Origin of the sequence: Paenibacillus sp. 7541 (genome assembly GCF_002276395.1) — a bacterium.
Taxonomy (GTDB): Bacteria; Bacillota; Bacilli; order Paenibacillales; family Paenibacillaceae; genus Paenibacillus_AQ; species Paenibacillus_AQ campinasensis.
In genome coordinates this window covers 72,149-96,729 of sequence record NZ_NQLZ01000026.1, presented here as the reverse complement: position 1 = coordinate 96,729, position 24,581 = coordinate 72,149, and the positions used below count along the sequence as shown (strand labels likewise).

Below are 24,581 nucleotides of genomic sequence, written 5' to 3'. Positions count from 1 at the left end.
GAGAGAGGGAGCACTTCATGACCTATGTCAATACCTCGGATATTTCACCGCAGATGTTCGTAACCGTGCTGCTGTTTCTTCTGGTGATCGCCCCGATGTTCAGCCTCGGCATTCTGCGGCTGTTCCAGGGCAAGAAGAAAGCAGGTTTGCTGCTGATGGCCTCCGGTGTAGGCGTATATGTAGTTTTTCAGCTGATCATGAGCCTCTTCTTTGAACATTGACCCTGGCGTCAATGCAATGTGGCAGCGTGATGGCGCTGAAAGCTGCTTTGTTCCGCATGGATGCGCGATAATGCGAACATCCTGACAAAAAAACGGCCGTTCGTGTTCAACACGAATGACCGTTTTTTTGTCGTTTATGCCATCGAGACGCTGTGCTCGATGCTCTCGATATATTTCTCGCAGTCCATCGCTGCCATGCAGCCGCTGCCCGCTGCTGTAATCGCTTGTCTGTAACGGCTGTCCTGCACATCTCCGCAGGCAAACACGCCAGGGATGTTCGTCTCGGAAGTGCCGGGGGTTGTAACAATATACCCGTTCGCATCCGTTGTGATCTGGCCGTTCAGGAAAGCGGTATTCGGCTGGTGACCGATGGCCACGAAGACGCCGCTGGCTTCAATCGTCTCGATCTCGCCGGTCGCGTTGTTCAGCACTTGGATCCCCTTCACGCCGGTCTCATCCGCCACAACTTCCTGCGGTGTCCGGTTCAGCGCCCATTCGATCTTCTCATTGGCACGTGCGCGATCCTGCATAATCTTGGACGCTCTAAGCTCTTCGCGACGATGCACAATCGTTACCTTGGACGCAAAGCGAGTGAGGAAATTTGCTTCCTCCAGCGCCGAATCGCCTCCGCCCACCACGACGATCTCTTTCCCCCGGAAAAAGAAGCCGTCGCAAGTTGCACAGGTGCTGACCCCGCGGCCTACGTTGACCTCCTCGCCAGGAATGCCAAGGTACTTGGCCGTGGCTCCGGTGGACAGAATCAGCGTTTCCGTCACCACCTCACCGATGCCCTCCACGTTCAGCTTGAACGGCCGGTTCCCCAGCTCCACACTGTTCACCCAGCCTGTGCGGAACTCAGCTCCGAAGCGCTCCGCCTGCTTGCGCATATTGTCCATCAGCTCCGGGCCTTGGATGCCTTCAGGAAATCCCGGAAAGTTCTCGACCTCTGTTGTCGTTGTCAGCTGTCCTCCGGGCTGCGGCCCTTCGATCACAAGCGGGCTCAGATTGGCCCGGGCCAAATAGATCGCTGCAGTCAGGCCGGCGGGCCCAGTGCCTATAATAACGGATTTATACATGTGGCTCCCTCCTATGAAACAACATCGTATTTATGGATATGATGATTGAAATTATGATCTCTTAAATCCATTATACTCTATTATTGGCATATCCGGACTTCAGCCACCGTGTGATTTTGATGAAGATTGCAAGCGGTTCGTGTTCAAGTCCTATTCAGATTTAAAAGCTCCTCCCTGCTCTGAAAGAGCCAGGAAGGAGCTTGTCGTGCAATTCATCACTATGTGCGCCCTAGGCCAATCTGATCCGTCCAGACTACCTGGGCAAGTACCGATTCCTCACCCCTGGCTCGCGGTTATGCGTTCGACCGGAGCAGTCGCAGCCCGTTTAGAATCACAAGAATCGTGCTGCCTTCATGACCGATCACCCCTAACGGCAAAGCGACGCCCTCCAGGAAATTGGCCACAATCAGCGTCAAAATGACCGCAATCGCAAACACCATATTCTGCTTTACAATCCGCTGTGCTTTACGTGCCAATCTGACCGTACCCGCGATTTCATCAATGTTGTCATTCATGAGCACGGCATCAGCCACCTCAAGCGCCGTCTCACTGCCGGTGCCTCCCATGCCGATTCCGACCGTAGCTGTTGCCAGGGCAGGAGCATCATTCACCCCATCGCCCACCATCACGACATGCCCGTACTGCTCCCGCAGCGCCTTCACATGCTTCACCTTGTCTTCGGGCAGCAGATCGGAGAACACCATGTCCACCCCGGTCTGTCTTGCAATCACCTCTGCGGTCGCCTTCCGGTCGCCTGTCAGCATCGCTACCTGGATGCCAAGCTGCTGCAGCCGCCGAACCGCCTTGGCCGCCTGAGGCCGCACCGCATCCTGCAGTGCCAGCATGCCGACCACCCGCTCATTGTGCAGCACGACCGAGACCGTTTTGCCTTCTGCCTCCAGCCTGGAGCGCAGAGCCAGCCAGTCCGCAGCCGCCGGACTGTTCACGGAATCGTCGCCCACCGGCGCTTGCTGGCATGCCGGATCGTCCAGCACGTCGCTTTTTCCGATTTTCCAGCTGTCGCCGTCCAGTTCAGCCTGCATCCCCCATCCGGTCAAGGCTTGGGCGTTCTCTGCCTCACGCAGCTGAAGCTTCTCCTCCTCCGCCTTGCGGACAACCGCAAGCGCAAGCGGGTGCTTTGACACCTTCTCGATGGAAGCGCAGATGCGGAGCAGCTCGCTCCGGTCCCATCCTTCGGCTGCAATGAAATCCGTAACGACCGGGGTGCCGAGCGTTAGCGTGCCTGTTTTGTCAAAAGCGACGACCGCTGCCTTCGCCATATTCTCCACATGTGCCCCACCCTTGAACAGCACGCCCTTGCGGGCCCGGTTCGATATCGCCGACAGCATCGCCGGCATGATCGAGGATACGAGCGCACACGGCGAAGCGACCACGAGAAACACCATCGCTTTATAAAAGGTGGTATCCCAGTCCCAGCCCAGCATCGGCGGCGCCAAACCGATAATAATCACCGTTACAGCAACGACGACGCGGGCATATATCGATTCAAACCGCTTGATAAACCGCTGCGACTCCGGAACCTCGTTCTCCGCTTCCTCCACCAGCTTGACGATTTTGGCGAACAGGGTGGACTCGGCCGATTTGGTCACCTCGATGTAGATCACGCCCTCCCCGTTCAGCGTTCCGGCAAAAACATCATCCCCAACCGCCTTGTCAACAGGGACAGACTCCCCTGTGATGGAAGACTGGTTGACTGCCGAAGCGCCCCGGTAAACTGTACCGTCGGCGGGAATCAGCTCCCCCGGCTTCACCAGAATCAGATCTCCGATCTCCAGCTTGCTGATGGATACCGCAACCATCTCACCGCCTTCAATCCGCAGCGCCGTCTCAGGCTGAAGCTCCATCAGCGACGAGATGTCCTTGCGGCTTCGTTCCATCGTATAGCTTTCCAGCGCCCCGCTGAGAGCAAAAATAAAGATCAGCATCGCGCCTTCATTCCAGTACCCAATCGAGGCCGCCCCTAATGCCGCTGCGATCATCAGCAGATTCACGTCCAGATCGCGTTCCTTCAGAAGGGTCTCGATCCCCTCTTTGGCTTTGACCCAGCCGCCGATGCCGTACGAGATGATGTACAGCACCACCGACAACGGTTCAGACCAGATGCTGGTCAGCCAAGCGGCCAGTATAAGAACACCGCTGCCGAGCGCGGCAAGCACCTCGGAATGACTGAGCAGGCTGCGCACATCCCATTTCCCCGGCTGCCGTGGTCCGCCTGAATTTGCTCCTTGATCTACGGACGATATCGTCCCTGTCGTTCTCTGATTTTGTATCCACTCCATATCAATCACCTTCCTACTGAGAATGAAATCCATTATTAACACCCTTAAAATGGCACATGCTGCCCCGGCTAGGCCGGAGCAGCATGTTTAATGAGAATGATAATCATTTTTGCTATAAACCAAATTATTTTCCTTCGAGCAACTTTATAGTTATATCATACTCCGTAGCCGCCGATTTGTAAACGAGGATTTAGGGAAATTTTGCATCAAAAAAAGCGGCCCTTTCCGGTCGCTTGTCATAAGCCTACTCCCTTGTCCCATTCATCCCATGTGCAGCAATGCCGGTGCCTACATCAAAGGGCCGCCGAAACCGGCAGCCCTTTTCTCACTCAAACAGTCACTCTTATGGAAGGAAACCCCTTTCATCTTTCAGATCCTCCGAGCCCTGTTCTCCCAGCATAAATGCAGAATCCGTTCCTAGCTACTCCTACCATCCACGCTACTCGGTCCAAGGCAGACTTCGTCTTCGAAGCTCCAGCCTCGCTCCCGTCAATCTGACAGCGGCCAGATGGCGCGAGGCACAGCTTACCTCCTGGGCCCCCAGCTTATAAGCATACCGAAGATCGGAAGCATCGACGCCGTTCACCCGAATCGGCAGCTCCGGCTTTATGGTGCGAATACGGGATATCGCCGCAGCGAAAGAAGCCTGAAGCTCTTTTCGCTCCTCCTCGGACCAATAGGAGAATCGCTGCGCCTCCAGATCCAGCACGATCATATCAGCAATGCGGGCGACATCGGCGGCCGCTTCCGGATCAGAGCCCTCCCCGAACAGCACACCCATTCGAAATCGGACGGACCTCCCCGCCTCTCCAAGCGTTTGTCTGGCTACCTCCTCAACAAAATCTTGGACGGACCGGAACACCTCCGCATCGTCAGGCTCCATGATCAGCAGTTCCGGCTGGCAGTCGATGCCGGCCTGCCAGCACTGCTCCACTGCCCGAAAGATCGACTCCAGCTGCGCATCAAGCACATCCCTGCCTTTCCCCCGGAAACCGGTCATATAACATTCCTGAACCAGACTTATTGCACAAGGAGCATCGCCCGCAGCCTGCAGCACGGATACCCAATAGGCCGTCCACAGCCAAATAAATCTGCGCCGGTAAAACTCCGCCCTTGATTCTTCACGGGCGGTCAGCCACGCACTGAATACCTCGCGCAGCACCCCGGCCGTTTCCAGTGCCGCTTCGCCCCGGACAAGTCCTACCCCTTGAGCTCCAAGCCGCAAGTCCTCCCTGATCTGTTCCGCACAGGCAGCACAGCTTAATACTTTAAGATGTCGGTTAAGATCACTCCAGCCGAGAAGACGGGTTAGAGAAGGACTGACTTCACCTGCATGAACGGCTCCCGTCACTCGGAGCGCCTCCTCTATATCCTCAGGCGCAGCCAGCATCAGGAGCACCTCCTCATGGGTGATGCCTCCTGCCGCCCTGAACGAGTTCAACACATCCGTTTCCGGTGACGCTCCAGCCCGCGCGCGATTCCCGGCCCTTTCCCCCACCTCATATAAGCGCTCTCCCAATTCACGGCTACTGTCCCATTGCCTTTCCGTCATCGTAATTGTTCTACCCCTCTTCCCTTGAATTGGATGTTATCGCCTCCTTTACAGACTATTATGAAACAATTGGAAATATACAGCAGAGTGACCGGGAGGATGCACATAAACGCAGCGGTGCCAGTACGCTTTCCTGCGCATGAAAAAAGGCCGAGGACCTCGCTCTCTCCGAGCGCGTCTTCGACCTGCTTGTATGATGAATTGTGAGATAATGACCGCTTACGAGCTGACTATCCGGACCGATGCGCCACCGTTGCCATTAAATCGGCTCTTCACGCCTGACTGGCAGCAATCGCCTGCTCCAGATCGTAAAGAATGTCATCAATGGATTCTGTTCCGATGGACAGACGAATCAGTTCCGGGTTGACGCCGGCAGACTGCTGCTCTTCCTCGGTCAGCTGCTGGTGTGTTGTGCTGGCCGGATGGATGATCAGCGATTTGGAATCACCGACGTTAGCCAGATGGGAGAACAGCTTCACGTTCTCAATCACCTTACGGCCGGCCGCTGCCCCGCCCCGAATGCCGAAGGTCAGAATCGCCCCCTGCCCTTTCGGCAAGTATTTCTGAGCCAGCGCATAGGAAGGATGACTTGGCAGTCCTGCATAGCTGACCCACTCCACCGCTTCATGCCCTTCCAGATATTGCGCCACCTTCAGCGCATTCTCGCTATGGCGCTCCACCCGCAGATGGAGTGTCTCCAGACCTTGCAGGAGAAGCCAGGCATTGAATGGGGAAAGAGATGCCCCTATATCCCGAAGCAGCTGTACCCTAGCCTTGATAATATAAGCAATCGGCCCCAGCGCTTCCGTGTACACCAGTCCGTGATAGCTCGGATCAGGCTCAGTCAGACCCGGGAACCGGCCGCTGGCCTTCCAGTCAAATTTGCCGCTGTCCACAATGACCCCGCCGATCGACGTTCCATGACCGCCAATAAATTTGGTCGCTGAATGCACAACGATATCCGCGCCATATTCGATCGGACGCAGCAGATAAGGGCTAGGGAATGTATTGTCCACAATAAGCGGAACGCCGGCCTCGTGCGCAATGCTCGCAACAGCTTCGACATCAAGCACATTGCCTTGCGGGTTGCCAATCGTCTCGGCGAACACCGCTTTCGTGTTGGCGTTGATCGCTTGCTTGAAATTGTCCGGATTCGTAGAATCTACAAAATGAACCTTGATCCCCAGCTTTGCCAGTGTCGTCGAAAACAGATTGTACGTGCCGCCATACAAACTGGAGGAAGAGACAATCTCATCACCCGCACCTGCGATGTTCAGAATGGCAAACGTGATGGCTGCCTGCCCGGAAGAGGTCGCCAGCGCTGCGGCGCCGCCTTCAAGCGCGGCAATTCGCTTCTCGAATACATCCGTCGTCGGATTCATGATCCGGGTGTAGATGTTGCCGAACTCCTTCAGTGCAAACAAGTTCGCCGCATGATCGCTGTCCTTGAAACCGTACGATGTTGTCTGGTACAGAGGCACTGCCCGGGACAATGTAGTGGGGTCGAGCTCCTGACCCGCGTGAACCGCTAATGTTTCAATCGAAAATTGACGCTCTTCTGACATTCTTGCTTCCTCCCTTTTCTTTGTATGGAAAATGGTACGCCCATGATTTCCATCATTCTCTCATACTTTCCACCATTTGAAAAGAGGTATTACCAACTAAATTTATCGGAATACATAATCCCGATTGATATTCCCTTCATCAAGCCCGGTCCCCGTCGCTTGTCGGCGTCATTTCGCCCCAGCCGTATCCGGCTTCCGGCGACGTGTCTTCAGGCATACCCGGGAGAATGAGTCCCCCGTCAATTCGCAGGTTGATGCCTGTAATATAGGATGCTGCATCCGAGGAAAGCCACGCGATCGCTTCGCCGATATCGGACGGCGTTCCGAGTCGGCCGAGCGGAATTTTGCTCCCGAGCGGCTCCTCCTCAGCAGATTGCTCCAGCTTATGGACCGTCGCCCCCGGCGCCACACAGTTCACCCGAATGCCGTGCGGTGCCCATTCCAGCGCCAGCGACTGGGCCGCGCGGATCAGCGCTGCTTTCATGCCCCCATAGATGCTGTCCTTCGGATACGCCCGCTCGCCGCGGGACGACGTTATGAAGATGATGTTCCCCGGAATGTCGCGAGCAATCATCTCGGCCGCGGCATATTTGCTCAGCAGCATCGGCGCCCGGAAATCGAGGTTAACCTGCATATCGACATCCTCTTCATCCATCTCGGTAAGCGGCTTATGAATCCCGACGCCCGCGTTATTGACAACGAGGTCGATGCGGTCAAACGCCTCCACCGTCTTGCGGATGGTATTCTCGGCCTCGCTCCGGACGGTAAGGTCGCTCTGAATGATGAGCGGCTCCTTGCCGTAAATATGTCGAATGTCCTCGGCCACGTCCACAATCCCGTCTTTACTGGAATTATAAGTCATCGCCAGCCGATATCCTTTTTCCGCCAATATCTTGACAATGCCCCTGCCGATCCCTGCACCTGCTCCCGTGACCAGCGCCACCTTCTCAGTGCCTTGCGCTCCTGCGGTTCCCATAACGAATCCGCTCCTTTCCCGATAGTTTACAGCCTATCGCCATGCGCCGCACCCGCCCGGATGCGCACACCGCGCTACCATTCCTTACCCGGTTCGCCGTGGGATGACTTCGCTTCTTACGAAAAGGATTGGAAACTGAGTGCGATCGCACGCAAATGCATAGAAGCCAATGTTGTATGAAAATGAGGGGCTTATGGCGATGATTTTAACGATAGGCGTTGCTTGCATCCAGTTCACCGTATTCCTGATAGAAGATTACAAGAACGGTTGAACACCTGCCATTTGCAACCTTGCGCTTCTAAAATACTCAGCAGATACAAACAAATATAAAAAGGCTGTCGAGACCTTCTCGACAGCCTTGGGAGCCCAAAGACTTCTTTATACGTTTAGTTACTTCTCCAGTCTCCAGTAATCGGAACTGGCCCCTGAAATAAACCTGTGCTAAATTGCAACCATACGGTGGATCCAGCTTGATGAGGGCTATTCAAAGCATATGTATTGCTAGATGTTACACCGTATCTCCAACTTCCATTTGTCGAGCTAGACTCAGTTCGCACATCCAACGATGCTCCACCGGTAGAATGTATACGCAAACCAGCATCTGCAAATGCGTTTGTTTTGGTCTGTGAGGGTGTTTCTCCTCTGGAATCATTAACATTATTTCCTGGTACAGTTAAAGCGAAGGACTGCCAAGTAGTTCCAAACGGTTCAACATTGAAGTCATCCAAGTTAGTATCAGCAAGAGCTACTGAAATACCACTTGTTAACAGTAGTGTGGCTGTGATAGACCCAACCAAAATCTTTTTCCTAAACATATCATTCCCTCCTCTTTTTTTGTTTTCATCCATAATTATACATAACATTATAAGGAAAAAAGATCTTTTTTTTATACTTTCCCTATGATATTCTAATAAAGATGTCTGGCCAAAATAACAACATTCTACAATTTCAAAAATGTCGTTGATCGTTTATTTTTTGTGTTTGGGAAGGTGATTGAACACATGCTGAAGGAAATACTTCAAGAAATAAGGAGTAAATTATCTCCAAAATTCTTCTTGTCCTGGCTTTCTCTAACTGCTGTCCTCATCTCTTTTGCAGTCTATCGAAGCCGAAGTTATGAGTTAAGAGATTCTTTAGATTTCTTCACATTTACAATAGGCAGTATACTCCCCATCCTATTTCCAATTGTATCGGTACTCGTACTTACCATTTCATTCGCTGCCGATATTCATCACCGCTTCTTAACCTACACGCGGATGCGGAGGCCGATTATTGAAACGTTGAATATTAATTTCTGGGCTAATCTGGTACTAACATTCATATTCTTTTTTTGTTTGATTATCTCGCTCTTTATTTTTGCCTATTACATTGAGCCTCTGCTGGGTATTGCAAATTTCAATCCCGCAGGCTATGGATTAACAACTGATAATATTGCGGAGGATACCTACATGCGTCATACGTTTACGCAGTTCCTCAGATACGGGACGTTGACGTATGGAATTGTATATGCGTTGTGGGTCGGTTTGAATGCTGGGCTGTTTGCTGCAATCGGCTTTGTTCTGGTATTGCTCCTCCGGAATCGATATTTGGCCTTGAGTCTGCCCTTTGTCATCTACGTGGTTGGGATTTTCACACTAAGTGCGCTGGGGGCGGAGATCTACCGGCCTAGTTATACCATTTTTCCATTTGATCGGATTCAAAGTCCGATCTGGACAGCGCTTATACCATTTACTATTCTTTCGGTTATTGTTGCTGGATCGCTCATCTATATAAAACGAAATATAACTAAGCTAGGAAATCTGACATGAAGATTGTAATAAAATTCCTTGATCAGCTCTTCAATTGGAAATGGGCAATTCTATTTGTTCTCATCTTCATATTCAGCTTACGCACCCGGAATCTACTTATAGAGTATGCTGCTTTCATCAACTCGAACTTAAATCTGTGGGATATATGGATCGGCGTTTCCGGCGACCCGATACTACTTCTTTATTTGATGGTTCCTGTATGGTTCCTATCCTCCTGCTTGTCTATCAAGGAGGCGTGGAACATGAATCTATTAGCGCGTGTTGGCAGCTGGCAGAGATGGGTGTGGTATTCCGTGAAGATGTTTAGCCCGATAGTTGCCGTTGCACTCTTTCTATTAGGAGTAGTTTCACTGTTGTTGTCCATAACGCTGCCTTATGAGCCCGGTTGGAGTACGTTTGCTGAGGCTCCAATTACAACGTTCAATCAAATGAGCGCCCTTTCATATGAGTCCGGGATAACTCCCAACGCAGCCGTGCTATTACAGTTTATTTTACTTTATCTTTTTGCTATAACTGCGCATGCTTTCTTATCCGCGCTGTATCTCTTGTATAACCATATGGGTTTTATAAGTACGGTCTATTTTTCAATTTATTTGTACATGCTGGTTACTTTTCGTTTTTTCCAAAGTGATCCGAGGTGGATTTTATATAATTATATGACTTTTCCCTCAAGTTACGGAACGTACGGTGCGATATTCCCAGCATTCATCGTTCTTTTGGGATTCTTGGCTCTAAGTGTCTATATTCTGCCTTTGTGGAAAAAACGGCGGTGAACGAAGGATGACAAAAACACATTATTTTTATATCGGATATGGACTGCTGTGTCTGCTCGGGATTACATCCCCGCTTCTTAACCCGTGGGAAGGAGCCACTACCGTCTGGGATCGGCTGTATTTGAAGTTCTACGGCGTATCTCCTTACGGAGGATTCTCGTTATTGTCTTTCCTGTTCTATAGCATCATATATACGGGATTCCTATATCAGTTTCAGCTGTTTTTAACAGATTACTTATCTGGACGATTTTACTATACAGCTATTCGGTATCAGTCACTCGCCCGGTGGTTCATTCATTTAGGATGGCAGATGAGCTATAAAGCCGCATGTTTCCTTGTCGTATTAGCAACAGTAACCGTGTTGATAGGCCTGGCGCTCGGTGACTCGCCTGAGCTAACAGTGAGCGTACTGTCCAACCTAACAGTAATCCAGTTGTTGATTCAATTTTTGCTTAACGGCTGGCTGCAGTTGATGAATGGTCTAATGATTGTCTTCATAACTGCGTGGGTATTTAAGGAACCGTCTTACAATCTGATTGCGATGGGGTTGCTTACCATTGCTGCTTTGCCAGTGCTGAATGCAGGTGGATGGCTTCCTGCGGGTCTGAATAGTACAGCATACCTTAGCGGACAGTGGGAGGATCTCATCCTCATTACGATGAAACTGGTCGTGTATCTGTTGATCCAGCTGGTGGTTATTGCTGTGTTATTCAAAAGGAAGAACATCGCCTTTTACTAAATTCCGAACGGAATGCAATGACCTAATGTTAGAGATGGGAGGATGACAAGATGAAACTCATTGAAGTCGTCAATGTAAGCAAGTCATTCAAGGGAATACAAATATTTAACCAGGCTAATGCCGTATTTGAGCAAGGGAACATCTATGGGATTCTCGGACCCAATGGTTCCGGTAAGTCGGTATTATTCAAATTAATATGCGGATTTATAAAACCGGATCAAGGCGACATCATTATACACCCAAGCTATCGTAGCAGAAGAGCCGATTTCCCACAAAACTTCGGCATTATTATTGATCGCCCCGGCTACGCCGCAGGTCTGACTGGCTTTGAAAATTTGAAACGATGGGCCGAGATTCGTAACCAGATTAAGGACGAGGATATCAAGCGCACTATGCGTGTCGTTGGATTGGATCCTGATGCCCGCCAGAAGATGAAAAGCTATTCTCTCGGAATGAAACAGAAAATTGCCTTTGCTCAAGCTATTATGGAAAATCAACAAGTACTTATCTTGGATGAGCCCTTTAATGCAATGGATGTGGATAGTGTAAAGGTGCTTCGGGAACTGCTTATAAAGTACAAACAGGAAGGCAGAACCATTATTTTAACCAGCCACAATGAAGAAGATATCGAGTTATTATGTGATCAGGTTTATCAGATTCGCAGCCACAAGCTAGTGCCGGTTAATACAATGGCGAAAGTGTAATTGTAAAAAGAGTAGATATCGTACTCTCAGGATTTAACTGCCCCTCCTAAGTGGACAGTAATAAAAAAGATAAAATTAAGCAACCTAAGTCGGTATACAACGGGGACTTAGGTTGTTTAATTTTTCTTGCTATAAATCTTCAATTTTGACCAGGGGCCCCTAGCTTACCCCCGACGAGCCAACGCATCCATATGAAGAAAAAAGGTATCTTCCAGCGTCGGTTCCATCTCCTTGAACCCCGGCAGGGGCGGCTGCATCCCCATCATCCGGACCCGCATCGTATGTTCCTTCATTCGAAAATGAATGAGCTTCTCCTGCGGAATGTTCTCAAACTGATCCAGCAGAACCTCCCCTTCCCATACACGGGAAGACACGCCCAGCTTCCAGTTCTCCGGCGATCCGTTATACCGGATGCGCCCGCGGTGAATCCAGATGATATGATCCGCCGCATCCTCCCACTCATTCAGCTCGTGGGCGGCCACAACGACCATTCGCGTTCTCGCATACTGCGTGAGATACGTGATCAGAAATTTGCGTTCCTCCGCATCCATCCCGTTGAGCGGTTCATCCAGGAACAGGAACAGCGGCGAGGCCAGCAGCGCCTGCACCACAGCGATCCGGCGCTGCACACCCTGGGACAGATGCTTGATTTTACTGCGCTTAAACGGCTCCAGCCGAAACTCATGCATCAGACGGTCAATCGCATCCGAGTGATATACCCCCTTCAGCTCCGCCATATATTTCAGCAGCCGGACCACCTTCATCTCCCCGTACAGCTCAATCTCTGCCGGTACATACCCGATCTGACTGCATATCAAGGGCAGATGATCCGACGCCTCCCGGCCGCTGTACAGAATCTGCCCCCGATCCGGCGCCTGCAGCGTGGTCAATAATTCAATCAATGTCGTTTTGCCTGCCCCGTTCGCCCCCACGATCAGGTTCAAGCCCCTCGTCAGCCTTGCCTGCTCGATTTCCAGCCGGTACGTGCCGGCCTGGCGCTCTATCCCGCTAAGTTCAATCATGCTGCGCTCTCCAGGTGCTCTTTAGCTTGCGGCTGCGGCCATAAGAGGATATGACCAATCCCAAGCCGATTAGCAGCATCGAGAAATCCGCCGCCATCTTTTTATTCGTCGTAATACCGTAATCGAGCAGTGAAGTCTGAAGCACAATCCACAATGCATACACAAGCAGGGCGGAAATGAGCGAAGCGATCATGCCTTTGCGGAACAGCATATACATGGCTACCCCGCCGGTCACCAGCAGCACGCCCATCCATTCCATCGTGAACGGCCCGAAATTAAAATACGAGGACTCCACCCGGAGCGCACGGATCTCCAATATGAGCGAGCTGACAAAAGCCATCCCTACCACGATGCCCGTCACCAGAAGCAGGCGGGTGTAAAGTACAAGCGCCGGCGGATACGGCGTGATCGTCTCAATCGCTCTCATTCCTTTATCCCATGTGCGGCTGCTAAACAGCATCGACACAATGAGCAGCAATGGCGTGATCAGCGGGAAGATCCCCCCGGGCAACCCGCCTAAATCATCGAGAGGGTACTCCGGATTGATCAACAGCACCAACATGAAAAATACCGCTCCGCCTGCCAGCAATATCGAACGTTGATTCAGACGAAGCTGGCTGCGCAAAATCTGCTTCAGCGACGGCGGCTCCACCTGCGGATTAAAGTCCAGCTTGGGCGACTGCGGCTCGATCTTCAGCAGATCGAACTCGCCTTGCAGCGCAGCAATCAACTGCTGCGTCTCCCCCTCAGAAGGCGGCGGAAGAAGCGCCCTTCTCAGCGGGCCGCGCATCTCGGCTTCCAGACTTCTCAATTCGTTATCGGTTGGACGATCCATGGACGAACACCTCTCTTTCTGTAGCTTTCTGTTTCTGGTCGGTTTCTTGGCCAGGCCCTGTACCACGATCACTGCTTCGTTCAAGAGCAGGCGGACTTCCGCCCGTCCTGTGATCACCTGACACCAGGTCAGACGCGGATGACATAGTTTTTTTCAGCTTCCTCAATCCGTTGTACAGATGGGTCTTTACCGTGCTCAGCGGCAGCTGGACCATATCCGCAATCTCCTGCAGCTTCAGCTCGTGAAAGAATCGCAGGGAGATGATCTCCTGCTGCACTTCCGGCAGTGTCTCCAAGTATTGAGCAATCTCTCTCGACGTCTCCCGCCTCTCCATCAGTTCTTCTGCTCCGGGCGAGGGATCGGTTGTCTCGGGCAACTCTTCTCCTGCAAGCCCCTCCGTCCGGTAAGCCGCACTCTTCCAATAATCCTTGCACATATTCAGCGCAACGCGGTACAACCAAGGGCGGACATGCTCCAAGGCGCCATGCTGCCTCAGATGGCGGATCAGGCGGATAAAGGTTTCCTGAACAATATCCTGCGCCTTCTGCCGATCCGCAAGCTGTCTGGACGTATAGCTGAGCAGCGGTCCATGGTATCTTGTTACCAGCATCTCGAAAGCCTCCTGGTCACCGGCTGCCATTCGTTCTGACAACTGCTGATCGGAAATCATGTGCTCCCCACCCTTCTATTTGTGCAGATGCCGTTCATGCTCCATCCTCTACAACGAGCTCCCATTGACGCAGCCACTCACTGTACGGAATGATCGGCTGCTCCGGCCCCGAATAACCATTCAGATAACCGTTCAGGTCCGATAATAGCTCTTCCTGCTCGTAGAAATATACCAATAAACGTTTTACTTGATCGCCGCGGCCTTCATCAACCGCCTTCGATACCATCTTGAGTATCTCCAACCCGACCTGGTTGGGGTGGTATTCCTCATCACTATAGAACAGCTCATCCAACAGCACCGTCGTCCCGAAATAGCCCCTCTTCAAATCCTCATCGGTTAAGCCTTCCACTTCCCGGTAGTACATGTACCAGAACAAGCTTCTTATTTTGAGGATGACATCCCCCTCAGGCCAATCAGGGTAATACAGAAGCCGATCACCGAACAGCCAGTTGCTCATCCAGTCTGCCGGGAGGTGGCTTTTTGCATAAGACATGTAATCTCTGGGGGATAGAATCATTTGATTGACAACGGAATAATTAGTATAGGCTACCGGGTTATGATCCACTAACACAATCGTGTCGATATCGTATCTCAACTCTGGAATCCAGCTGGAAAAATAATCATACTTCTGCTTGAACATCTTCAGATAAGGCCGGGCATCATTGTATCTATACGGTGTTGTAACTAAAGTAACCGGCAAATCGTCGATCTTCATCTCCATCCAGTCGGCGCCAGCTAACAAGTAAACACCATTTCTCGTATTCCCCGAATACGTCTGGATCCCCGGCTGTCTGCTCATTTCCTTCAGCCCCGTATACACCGGGACAGAATAGCCTTGCAGTGTCAATTCCACTTGGCTGTCCGGATATAACAATCCAGACGTTGTGTATACAGCACCGAAGTTAACGTCATTCGGGCCATAGGCAATATAGATTGGCTGGTGTCCGGGCAACGGATACCAGGCGGCATAGTTTGGCAGATTCACTTCCGTTCCCTGACTGAACATCGACCGTGATGGCGAAAGGACCGGATTATATAGAAACTTACCGCTGTACCTGATCTCAATCGATAGATCTCCTTGAACACCGGCAGGCAGAGCTAACGAAATATGCTCCCCCGTTCTTCTGAAGAAAGCCTCCTTGCCCTGAACCCGGACTTCCTGGATTTCAAGATTTCGGTTTAACGTCAGCGGAACATAACGGCTTCCCTCCCAAGCCTCCGCAGGCACGGTCAACGTCACCTTCGCATTCAGCGTATCATCGGACAGCCGCCTGAGCTCGATATCATACGAAGGGATGGAGAAGAACCCGACCGCCTCAGGGTTTCTGTTATCCCAGATCACCTCATCCGTGGTTGGGACATCCACACCAAGCGTATATCGCTCCCGCTCCGCATAGCGATCCTGCCACATAGCCCCATAGGGAACGAAGGCTACCACAGCCAGTACCCCGCAGACGATGACGACCAGCCAGCTTCGCCGAACGTTCATCGTCGGACGCAGACGGTTCAGGATCAGGATGACAACCGACAGCAACAGTAGGGTGAATGCCAGAACAAACATTCTCGACAGCAGCATCTCCGGCCGCAGCAGATCATATCCCCAGTTTTCGAATTCCAGGAGCCTTCCCTCTATGAAAAATTGACTGAGGTGGAAGGTCTGTAAAAACCATAGCCCCGAACTGCTAATCAGAAAAATATCCATAAACAGTGTGCCAAACATCCACGCACAAAAACCGATCAAATACACGACGCGATTCGGTATCGATACACCAAGCAGCATCGCCAGTGCCAGCGTTACCAGATAGGACACCTCATATTGAACGGCAAAGTCCATCGTTCTATCATAAGCGATATGCCCCGGAATACCGGAACCGACCGAGATGACATAAAAGATGACAGCCGTACTCAACGTGAAGAATGATAAATACAGCATGCCGACAGCATATTTGGCAGACAGCTGCAGCTCATAAGAGAGCGGGAGGCTCCGGTACCATTCGAAGGCTGGCCGCCTTACATCCCTCCGGATTAATAAAATTCCGACAAGCATCGCCACACCAAGAGACAGCATATGACCAATGCTATGATAAAGAATGGTCAACCTGTATATCGTGTTGATTTCGTCGGTCATGCCGGCTTTCAACGTAATCAAATAGATGACGCCATATACGATCGGCAGCGCGGCAAACAGCGGATTTCCTAGGAGCAGCCTGAACTCCAGCAGGCAATGTCTCAGCCATCTATGCATAGGCAGCCCCCCGCAGCAAAGCCAGATATCCTTCCTCCAGGGACGGATCATGAACCGGAACCGCATCCGGAAGCGGCCGCTCCGGGGCAATCATGCGGCAGAGCATGCCTTCGGCTGTCGCTTTGGAGGAGATGATCAACCTCGGATCGGCCTGCGCGAACATCCGCTGGTCCAGCACCGCTTCCCAGATTAGCCCTGCACCCCGCTGCTGCAGCTCTTCCAGACTGCCCGTCATCACAAGCCTTCCCTTGTCCATAACCGCGATTCGCCGGCAGTTGCTCTCGATATCAGCCACGATATGAGTCGACAGCAGCACCGTCCGGTTTATGCTGAACCGGGTCAGCATGTTGCGAAAGCGCACCCGTTCCTGCGGATCGAGCCCCGCCGTCGGCTCATCCACGATCAGAATTTCCGGACCACCGAGCAGTGCCTGGGCGATGCCGATCCGCTGCTTCATGCCGCTGGAATAAGTCCGCACCTTCTTGTCCGCCTTATCCTGCATATTCACCAGGTCCAGCAGCTCCGATATTTCCTTCCGGCGACGGCTGGCATCCTTCATCCCTTTCATCGTCGCCACGTAATCGAGGAAGTCCCTGCCGGTCACCTGGGGATAAATCCGGAACTGCTGCGGCAAATAGCCGATCATACTCCGTATTTCCTCGGAACGACTCAGCGGAATGCCGTTGACGGACACCTGTCCCGAGGTCGGCTCCTGAAGCGTGGCCAGAATTCGCATTAGCGTGGTCTTGCCAGCTCCGTTCGGGCCTAGCAGCCCGGTCATCCCTTTATTCAGTTGTAATGAAATATCCAGCAATGCCCATACACCTTTGCGGTACGTTTTGGACAAATGTTCAATCGTGATCATGCTACTCCCTTTCAGCCTTCCATATAAACGATGCCTCTCATCGGCTCTCTTCATGGTAACGATCCACCCTAATAAAAAGTTTTTCCTGTGAAAAAGACTCCTAACAGAAATCCGTGCTGACTCCCGCAATGTATGCCGCTCTCGGGGAATGAGGGGGACCCATCGCAAAGGCCAGGTTATGAACAGCGCCCGTCATCCGGCAACGGGATGCGGGCGCAGCGGTATATTTAACCAAGGATGATGCCATCCTGGAGTGAGATGGAGCAAACCTTCTATGACATGACTTTTCATGCCATGAAGCATTCAGTGAATCAATCTTTCATGTTCTCACCTAATTCATCCCATTACCGAACCGCCTCAGACCCGAACTGGGCGCGGTGCAGTCTTGCGTAAGCGCCGTTCTTCTGAAGCAGCTCCTCATGCTTGCCTTCCTCTGCGATGCCTTCGTCCGTAACGACCAGAATTCGGTCCGCCCCGCGGATGGTTGCCAGCCGATGGGCAATGACCAGTGTCGTCCGATTGACAGCCAGCTCCTCCAGCGACTGCTGGATGATCGCTTCCGTCTCCGTATCAAGGGCAGACGTAGCTTCATCGAGAATAAGTATCGGTGGATTTTTGAGGAACATGCGGGCAATCGCCAGCCGCTGCCGCTGCCCTCCGGACAGCTTCAACCCTCGTTCACCGATCACGGTATCCAGCCCTTCGGGCAGGGACTCAATCAGCTGTTCCAGATGTGCGCGCCTAACGGCATCCATGATGTCCGCCTCCGACGCGCCGAGCCGGCCGTATTCAATATTTTCCCTGATCGTCCCGCCAAAGAGGAACACGTCCTGCTGCACGACCCCGATATGCGACCGCAGCGATTGCTGGGTCATATCCCGAATATCCAGCCCGTCAATCGTAATCGCCCCGCCCTGGATATCGTAGAAACGAGGAATTAGGCTGCAAATCGTCGATTTCCCGGCTCCCGAAGGGCCGACAAGCGCAATCGTCTCCCCGGCCTTCACCCGGAGATTCAAATTTCTCAAGACCGGACGCTCGGGTTCATAGCCGAAGGTGACATGATGAAACTCAATATTCCCTTGCAGGCCCGAAACTGCTCGGGCCCCTTCGCGATCCCGGATTTCAGGCTCACGGTCCAGCAGATCGCAGAAGCGTTTAAAGCCTGCCATCCCTTTCGGATAGCTTTCCATCAGCGCATTGATTTTATCAATGGGTTTCAGAAAAATATTCACATACAGCAGAAAAGCAACCAGCTCCCCGTACGAGAGCGTGCCTTGAAACGCAAACCAGGCCCCGCTGATCAGGACGATCAGCGAAATGAGCCGGGTCAGCATGTACATGCCCGACACACTAAAGGACATGGCCAGGTACGATTTCAGCTTCGCATAACGGAAGGCTGCGTTATTCTTACGGAAACGCTCGATTTCGAACTCCTCGTTAGCAAACGACTTCACCACGCGAATTCCGGAAATCGTGTCCTCCACTCTGGCATTCAGATCGGCGATGTTGGAGAACATCTCGCTGTTGGCCTTATGCAGCTTTTTGTTGAAAATGACGATCAGCCATACGATAAACGGCACCACCGTAAAGGTGATAAGCGCCAGCTCCCAGTTGACGGTCCACATAATGCCGAAGGCGCCCACAAATGTCATCATTGCAATAAAGAAATCCTCCGGCCCGTGGTGAGCCAGCTCCCCGATATCAAACAGATCGTTGGTCATCCGTGACATGACATGCCCGGTCTTCGTGTTGTCAAAATAGCGAAAGGATTGGCGCTGCACATGGTTGAACGCCTTCTGGCGCATATCTGTTTCAATGTTAATGCCGAGCTTGTGGCCGAAGTAGCTGACCACAAAGTTCAGCCCCATGCAGACGAGGTATAGGGCCAGCAGCCCGGCGCCAGCTGCGGCAATCGTGCCCCACTCCCGCGACGGCAGCAGTGAATCAACGACCCACTGCACGGCCAGCGGGAAAGCCAGCTCCAGCACGCCGGCAACGACCGCACAGGTAAAGTCGAGCGTGAACAGCTTTTTATGCGGCCTGTAAAATTCGACAAACCGGCGGAGCAATCCGCTCCGTTGTTTGTTCTTCGCAGCAGAATTCAACGTTGTTTCCCCCATAACTCCTGCCCTGCTTTCTTGTTAATGTTGTGCGTGATTTATTTAGCGGTGCAGCTCGTACTTGTTCGCCCGAGTGATCGCCTGAATGCGCTGAATGACCTGCGGGGACAACGGCTCACGCTTGCCTGCCTCCAGATTATGTGCCAGCTGCCCCGCCGAGCTTGCGCCTGGAATCGTGCAGGCTACCGCTGCCGGAGCCAGCGCGTAGCGAATGCCCAGGTGAGTCAGATCCACGTCAGCATCCAGCTGTTTAAGCTGGTCCAGGATCCGAAGCAGTTCGTCCCGATCATAGCCGAGATAACCCTTCTCCGCCTTGCTCTCTCCTTTTCCAGACAAAATGCCTTGAGCTACCGGCCCTCGGGCGATAGCGGAGATACCACTCTGCTCCAGCAGATCCAGTACCTCTTCCTCCGGCCGGCGGTCCAGCGGACTATACTGTGTCATAACACTGACGATGTTCGAACGTTTCACGAATTCCCGGATCACATTCGGCCGAATGGAAGAAATGCCATACTCGCGAATCCATCCCTCGCGCTTCAGATCCTCGAACGCGCCAATCGTTTCATCGATCGGGTCATCGATCGTTCCGCCGTGAAGCTGATACAGGTCGATATAGTCCGTACGCAGGCGGCGCAGGCTCTCTTTAACCGCCGATTTGATGTAGTCCGGCGACGGGTCCCACACCCAGCCCTCCTGCCCCGGAATCCGGCGATTGCCCACCTTGGTCGCCAGAATGATGTCCTCGCGGCGGCGCCCTTCCAGCGCCTTGCCTACGATCTCCTCATTGCGTCCGGCATCATACAGATCCGCGGTGTCCAGCAGGTTCACGCCCTGATCCAGCGCTTCATGTATCAAGCGAATTGCGGGAGCCTCCTCTGTGCCAAGCGATATGCAGCCAAGTCCAATCTCCGATACGATCAGTCCCGAAGTACCCAGTCGATTTTTCTTCATCTCATATCCCTCCTGATAATGATTAGACGATAAAATGAATAGCTTTGCCTTCTTACCCTATATTTCCCCCAGAATGTCCACCCATATTTTGAAGGCGGTAGCTGCAATCAGAACTGCCAGTGCAAACCGCAATACGCGCACATTCAGCCTCCGGCTCACCAGGATGCCAACCGGCGCCCCGAGCAGGCTCCCGACAACCGCGAATACGGTCGGCCAGAGGGGAATATCGCCGCCTGCAAGCTTGCCGATGACGCCGCCGACCGCTGACAGAAATACGATCGCCAGCGAGGAGGCAATCGTGATCCGGGTCGGAATCCGCAGCATGGATAGCATGACCGGGATGAGAATGAACGCCCCGCCGGCACCGACGATACCGGCTATGCCTCCGATGACAAAGGCGATCCCCGCTGCGAGATACGCATTGTATTCCACCTCGTTCACCCGCCGCGACTCCAGAGAAGCCCGCATCGGAACAATCATTAGCGCTGCCGCAACGACAGCAAGGAAGCCATATATGATATTGATGAGGCTGCTGCTCATCATCATCGATGCATAGCTGCCGATCAGGCTGCCGGCCAAAGTGGCAGATCCCATATGGAACACCAGTTTAGTGTGGACCAGCGATTCCCGCTGTCTGGCACGGATCCGGTTCGTCAACATCCCTGTGAGCGAGGCGAAGAACACCTGCACCATGCTGATGGAAGCTACCTCCTTCGGGGTGAAGGGCAGGTAACCGAACCATTCCGGGACATATAATAATAAGGGAAAGTTGATAATGGCCCCGCCGATCCCGAGAAGGCCGGAGAAAAAAGAGCCCACAAAGCCGATTAGGATCATTACTACCTGCTGCAGTATCAAGATGATCGATCTCCGTTCATACAATATCATTCACGCGTGCTTATCCATATTGATTGTAGCTCGTACATTGTTTATAATAAACTCCAAGTATTTAGATCGGAAAAGAAAGAGGTGTAGCGAATGTTATTTGGCAAACTGAAACAGTGGATGTCCGACCGGTGTCCGGAATGTGAACAGAAGCTGATATCCCGTCATGATGACATGGCGCTGATCAAGCATTGCCCGGATCATCACTACACCGAAGAAACCTATACTCAGCTTGGCGTCACCATTGTATATCGCCCCGACCAGGAACAAGACTAATCCTGCCTATAGATCGTGCAATAACCGGACGAAACAGAACAATCCTTTCCATCATACCATACATTTCCTTCGCCAAATCCCCGGGGCCCTCATGTACATTCATCTGTTTCACTGTGCTCTCTGTCTGCAGCGCTCACGGATAAGCTACCGGATCACCCGACATGAAATAAGGACAAGAACAGCGGGGTAAGCTAGGGAAGAGCCACAGAGCCACATATGAACATGAAGGAAGGGATCAGAGAGGATGAATCCATCACTGGAAGCCGTAACGGAATGGCTGAACGCGAACAGCAATCAAATCCTTCATATATCCAAGGTGGAGGAACAGGACCGGGACCAGGTGAATCTGCATCTCAAGCGGGCCGAGCTACAGCGCCGGCAAGTCCCCTCCATCGACGGTTATGCCGACATGGACACCCTTCTGCTGGAGGGAGATGGCATTGTCATTACTGACGGACAGGAAGCCCCGCTCCCGGACAAGCGCTTTACGATTGCACTGGACGGATTGTCCGAAACGAAGGTAAACGACGGACAGGTCACCTTGGTCACAGAGCGGGGAACCTACGCCATTACCGTTCCTTCACCACAGCATCTTCACTGAGGGACGGCGGACATCAAGCGATCGGCATTACCCCGAACCCCACACGGCACAGCAAAGACGGCGCCCGGATCACTCCGCTGCGCCGTCTTTAATGTTGCTATATACCCAGCATTCCAAGGCCGATCAGGACGATACCCGTTTGAACCGCCATACAAAGCTCTGGAAATCACCCCGCATCGGCGGGATGACCATTCCTGCATGCATCAGCCGATCTCCGCCATACACAGCACCGTCTTCGAGGCATTCATAGTCGGCTTCCGGGTCAAGACCTCTCGTCCGCAAGCGCACAATCGGCTCATTCGCTTCCCCTAAGATGCGGAAATAATACAGCACCGCTTCGGACCGATCCTCGGATACGACCGTCCACGCCGCTTCGTTCCCCTCAAACGGGCTGCGGAGACGATAATAATCCCCGAATTGAACCAGATGACGGATGTCCTTGTACAGCTTCACCTGTGCCCGAACCTCTTCCTTCTCTTCCTCGGTAAATGCCGTCAAGTCCAGCTCGTAGCCAAAATTGCCCGACATCGCCGCATGTCCCCTGACACGAAGTGAAGTGTTCCGGTGCACCTGGTGATTCGGCACCGCCGACACATGCGCCCCCATCGTGCTGAGCGGGTACACCAGACTGGTTCCGTATTGGATCTTCAGACGGCTGATCGCGTCCGAATTGTCGCTTGTCCATGTCTGAGGCATGTAATACAGCATCCCAGGGTCATAACGACCGCCTCCGCCGGAGCAGCTCTCGAACAGGATGTGCGGGAACTCGGTCGTTAATTGCTCCAGCACCCGATACAGCCCCAGCATGTAACGATGCGCAGTCTCCCGCTGCCGTTCCGGCGGCAGCGCAGCCGAGCCAATCTCCGTCATGTTCCGGTTCATGTCCCATTTCACATAAGTGATCGGTGCGCTCTGCAATATGCTGCGAATCATGCCGGCCACCGCCTCGCACACTTCCTCGCGCGAGAAATCCAGAATAAGCTGCTGCCGGCCCTCCGTTCTTCGCCGGTCAGGCACATGCAGACACCAGTCCGGATGCTGCCGGTACAGCTCGCTCTCTGGCGATATCATCTCCGGCTCAAACCAGAGGCCGAATTGCATATCAAGCGCCCGCACCCGTTCTGCCAAATCTTCAAGTCCTTCCGGAAGCTTGTTCCGGTCCACCACCCAGTCACCCAGCGAGGTAGTATCATCATTTCGCTTGCCGAACCAGCCGTCGTCGAGCACGAACAGCTCGATGCCAAGCTCGCGGCCTTCCCTAGCGATGTGCTCGATTTTGTCCGCTGTGAAATCGAAGTAGGTCGCTTCCCAGTTGTTCACCAGCACCGGACGAACGGCATCCCGGAACTGACCGCGGCACAGGCGGGTGCGGTACAGCTTGTGATAGCGTCTGGACATTCCGCCGAGCCCCTCTGCCGAGAACACCATAACCGCTTCCGGTGTCTGAAACGACTCGCCCGGCTCCAGCAGCCAGGAGAAGTCAAATGGATTAATGCCGAGATTCAGGCGTGCTGTCGCGTACTGATCGACCTCAACCTGTGCCGAGAAGCTGCCGCTATATACCAGGCTGAACCCGTATACTTCACCATGCTCTTCACCAGCATCCTCGGACAGCAGTGCCAGAAACGGGTTATGGATATGACTGCTCGAACCGCGGCGGCTTTCAATTCCCTGCATGCCGGGAGAGAGCTTCCTCCGTTCCACATGACGCTCGCGGGCCCAAGCCCCATGCAGATGCAGCAGGTCATACCGGCTATGGCTAAAGTCGACGCTTGCGCTCATCGCCCGTAAAATGGTCATGCTCTCCTTGCCCTCATTCCGGAAGGAAACGGAACGCGCAATCGCATCATAATCAGGCAGCACGGTATAAGTCAGTACGATCGTCAAGCCGCTGATCCGGTCACGAAGCTCCAGCTCAAGCGTATCGGCCTCCGCGTCCTGCTCCACATACACCGCAGGCAGCCCTTCCAGCTTCGGCTTGCCGCTGTAGATTCGATGACCGGTATATTCCACCTCAACGACGGTAGTGCCATTCGTAAGCTGCACCTCGTATGCCGGCTGGCGAAAATCGCCTGTCCCGTAACCCGGATACTCCTGCGGCAAGCTATCAAACGAGAATGACAAGTCATCCCGAAACGGGGTCGGAGAGAACGATGCTCTCCCCCTGCGCTCCAGCATGCCCGCAATATGCCGGTCGCGAATCTTCTTTCCCCAATAGACATGAGCCGGGTATGCGCCGCGCACCAGCTCGATGCAATAGCTCGATTCGCGGCTCTGAAGATGAAAGATGCCCTGCTCCTTATGATAGTGTATGCTCACTTGTCGTCCCCCTACGGTTGACCGTCCGGCGCTATGACAGAGGCCGGACGGATGTGTGCCTGATCCGCCATATGT

General features: G+C 52.9%; 22 protein-coding genes. 7 read left to right on the top strand and 15 right to left on the bottom strand.

What is annotated here, in order from left to right; translation table 11 throughout:
• Nucleotides 1-17: 17 nt before the first annotated feature.
• Nucleotides 18-221, top strand: coding sequence for a hypothetical protein (locus CHH75_RS16440; protein ID WP_095266568.1), 204 nt, complete (start codon nucleotides 18-20; stop codon nucleotides 219-221).
• Between the two features lie 134 nt (nucleotides 222-355).
• Here CHH75_RS16440 and trxB read toward each other — a convergent pair whose 3' ends face one another.
• From trxB to CHH75_RS24680, 6 genes are all read right to left on the bottom strand, one after another.
• Nucleotides 356-1,297: a thioredoxin-disulfide reductase gene (gene trxB / locus CHH75_RS16435; protein WP_095398689.1), complete on the bottom strand. Its 942-nt coding sequence runs from the start codon at nucleotides 1,295-1,297 to the stop codon at nucleotides 356-358.
• 293 nt (nucleotides 1,298-1,590) lie between these two features.
• Nucleotides 1,591-3,597, bottom strand: coding sequence for a heavy metal translocating P-type ATPase (locus CHH75_RS16430; RefSeq protein ID WP_095398688.1), 2,007 nt, complete (start codon nucleotides 3,595-3,597; stop codon nucleotides 1,591-1,593).
• A 439-nt stretch (nucleotides 3,598-4,036) separates the two neighbouring features.
• Complete coding sequence (locus tag CHH75_RS16425; protein WP_095398687.1) at nucleotides 4,037-5,149, bottom strand: PEP-utilizing enzyme, TIM barrel domain protein; 1,113 nt, start codon at nucleotides 5,147-5,149, stop codon at nucleotides 4,037-4,039.
• A gap of 272 nt (nucleotides 5,150-5,421) precedes the next feature.
• Nucleotides 5,422-6,714: a homocysteine synthase gene (locus tag CHH75_RS16420; RefSeq protein WP_095266564.1), complete on the bottom strand. Its 1,293-nt coding sequence runs from the start codon at nucleotides 6,712-6,714 to the stop codon at nucleotides 5,422-5,424.
• A 139-nt stretch (nucleotides 6,715-6,853) separates the two neighbouring features.
• Nucleotides 6,854-7,690, bottom strand: coding sequence for an SDR family NAD(P)-dependent oxidoreductase (locus CHH75_RS16415; protein WP_095266563.1), 837 nt, complete (start codon nucleotides 7,688-7,690; stop codon nucleotides 6,854-6,856).
• 386 nt (nucleotides 7,691-8,076) lie between these two features.
• Nucleotides 8,077-8,538 (bottom strand): hypothetical protein, encoded by a 462-nt coding sequence (locus CHH75_RS24680; RefSeq protein ID WP_141235860.1) that lies wholly within the window; start codon nucleotides 8,536-8,538, stop codon nucleotides 8,077-8,079.
• A 153-nt stretch (nucleotides 8,539-8,691) separates the two neighbouring features.
• Between CHH75_RS24680 and CHH75_RS16410 the strand changes: the two genes are divergently transcribed.
• The 4 genes from CHH75_RS16410 (at nucleotide 8,692) to CHH75_RS16395 (ending at nucleotide 11,714) form a co-directional block, all read left to right on the top strand.
• The gene (locus tag CHH75_RS16410) at nucleotides 8,692-9,498 is read left to right on the top strand and encodes an ABC transporter permease (RefSeq protein WP_095266562.1); all 807 of its coding nucleotides are present in this window, start codon (nucleotides 8,692-8,694) and stop codon (nucleotides 9,496-9,498) included.
• Nucleotides 9,499-9,740: 242 nt separating this feature from the next.
• Entirely contained in the window at nucleotides 9,741-10,271 is a 531-nt protein-coding gene (locus tag CHH75_RS16405; protein ID WP_141235859.1) for a hypothetical protein, read from the top strand.
• A gap of 7 nt (nucleotides 10,272-10,278) precedes the next feature.
• Entirely contained in the window at nucleotides 10,279-11,010 is a 732-nt protein-coding gene (locus CHH75_RS16400; RefSeq protein ID WP_095266560.1) for a hypothetical protein, read from the top strand.
• A gap of 50 nt (nucleotides 11,011-11,060) precedes the next feature.
• Nucleotides 11,061-11,714: an ATP-binding cassette domain-containing protein gene (locus tag CHH75_RS16395; protein WP_095266559.1), complete on the top strand. Its 654-nt coding sequence runs from the start codon at nucleotides 11,061-11,063 to the stop codon at nucleotides 11,712-11,714.
• Nucleotides 11,715-11,878: 164 nt separating this feature from the next.
• Here the strand turns inward: CHH75_RS16395 and CHH75_RS16390 are convergent, their stop codons facing one another.
• The 8 genes from CHH75_RS16390 to CHH75_RS16355 form a co-directional block, all read right to left on the bottom strand.
• On the bottom strand, nucleotides 11,879-12,736 hold the full coding sequence (locus CHH75_RS16390) for an ATP-binding cassette domain-containing protein (RefSeq protein ID WP_095266558.1): 858 nt from the start codon (nucleotides 12,734-12,736) through the stop codon (nucleotides 11,879-11,881).
• On the bottom strand, nucleotides 12,729-13,571 hold the full coding sequence (locus tag CHH75_RS16385; protein WP_095266557.1) for a hypothetical protein: 843 nt from the start codon (nucleotides 13,569-13,571) through the stop codon (nucleotides 12,729-12,731). The genes CHH75_RS16390 and CHH75_RS16385 overlap by 8 nt, the downstream gene beginning before the upstream one ends.
• Nucleotides 13,552-14,241, bottom strand: a complete 690-nt coding sequence (locus CHH75_RS16380; protein WP_095398686.1) for an RNA polymerase sigma factor — start codon at nucleotides 14,239-14,241, stop codon at nucleotides 13,552-13,554. The genes CHH75_RS16385 and CHH75_RS16380 overlap by 20 nt, the downstream gene beginning before the upstream one ends.
• Before the next feature lie 34 nt (nucleotides 14,242-14,275).
• Nucleotides 14,276-16,486, bottom strand: a complete 2,211-nt coding sequence (locus CHH75_RS16375; protein WP_095398685.1) for a hypothetical protein — start codon at nucleotides 16,484-16,486, stop codon at nucleotides 14,276-14,278.
• Complete coding sequence (locus CHH75_RS16370; protein WP_095398711.1) at nucleotides 16,479-17,351, bottom strand: ABC transporter ATP-binding protein; 873 nt, start codon at nucleotides 17,349-17,351, stop codon at nucleotides 16,479-16,481. The genes CHH75_RS16375 and CHH75_RS16370 overlap by 8 nt, the downstream gene beginning before the upstream one ends.
• 344 nt (nucleotides 17,352-17,695) lie before the next feature.
• Nucleotides 17,696-19,474 (bottom strand): ABC transporter ATP-binding protein, encoded by a 1,779-nt coding sequence (locus CHH75_RS16365; RefSeq protein ID WP_425320449.1) that lies wholly within the window; start codon nucleotides 19,472-19,474, stop codon nucleotides 17,696-17,698.
• Nucleotides 19,475-19,516: 42 nt separating this feature from the next.
• Entirely contained in the window at nucleotides 19,517-20,425 is a 909-nt protein-coding gene (locus tag CHH75_RS16360) for an aldo/keto reductase (protein WP_095398684.1), read from the bottom strand.
• Nucleotides 20,426-20,482: 57 nt separating this feature from the next.
• Nucleotides 20,483-21,283 (bottom strand): sulfite exporter TauE/SafE family protein, encoded by an 801-nt coding sequence (locus CHH75_RS16355; protein ID WP_095266553.1) that lies wholly within the window; start codon nucleotides 21,281-21,283, stop codon nucleotides 20,483-20,485.
• A gap of 120 nt (nucleotides 21,284-21,403) precedes the next feature.
• Here CHH75_RS16355 and CHH75_RS16350 point away from each other — a divergent pair, with 120 nt between their 5' ends.
• Both CHH75_RS16350 and ymzB read left to right on the top strand, forming a co-directional pair.
• Entirely contained in the window at nucleotides 21,404-21,586 is a 183-nt protein-coding gene (locus CHH75_RS16350; RefSeq protein WP_095266552.1) for a hypothetical protein, read from the top strand.
• A gap of 244 nt (nucleotides 21,587-21,830) precedes the next feature.
• A complete protein-coding gene (gene ymzB, locus CHH75_RS16345; protein WP_095266551.1) occupies nucleotides 21,831-22,187 on the top strand; it encodes a protein YmzB in 357 nt (118 codons plus the stop codon).
• Between the two features lie 123 nt (nucleotides 22,188-22,310).
• Here ymzB and CHH75_RS16340 read toward each other — a convergent pair whose 3' ends face one another.
• Nucleotides 22,311-24,506, bottom strand: a complete 2,196-nt coding sequence (locus CHH75_RS16340) for an alpha-galactosidase (protein WP_095398683.1) — start codon at nucleotides 24,504-24,506, stop codon at nucleotides 22,311-22,313.
• Nucleotides 24,507-24,581 lie beyond the last annotated feature (75 nt).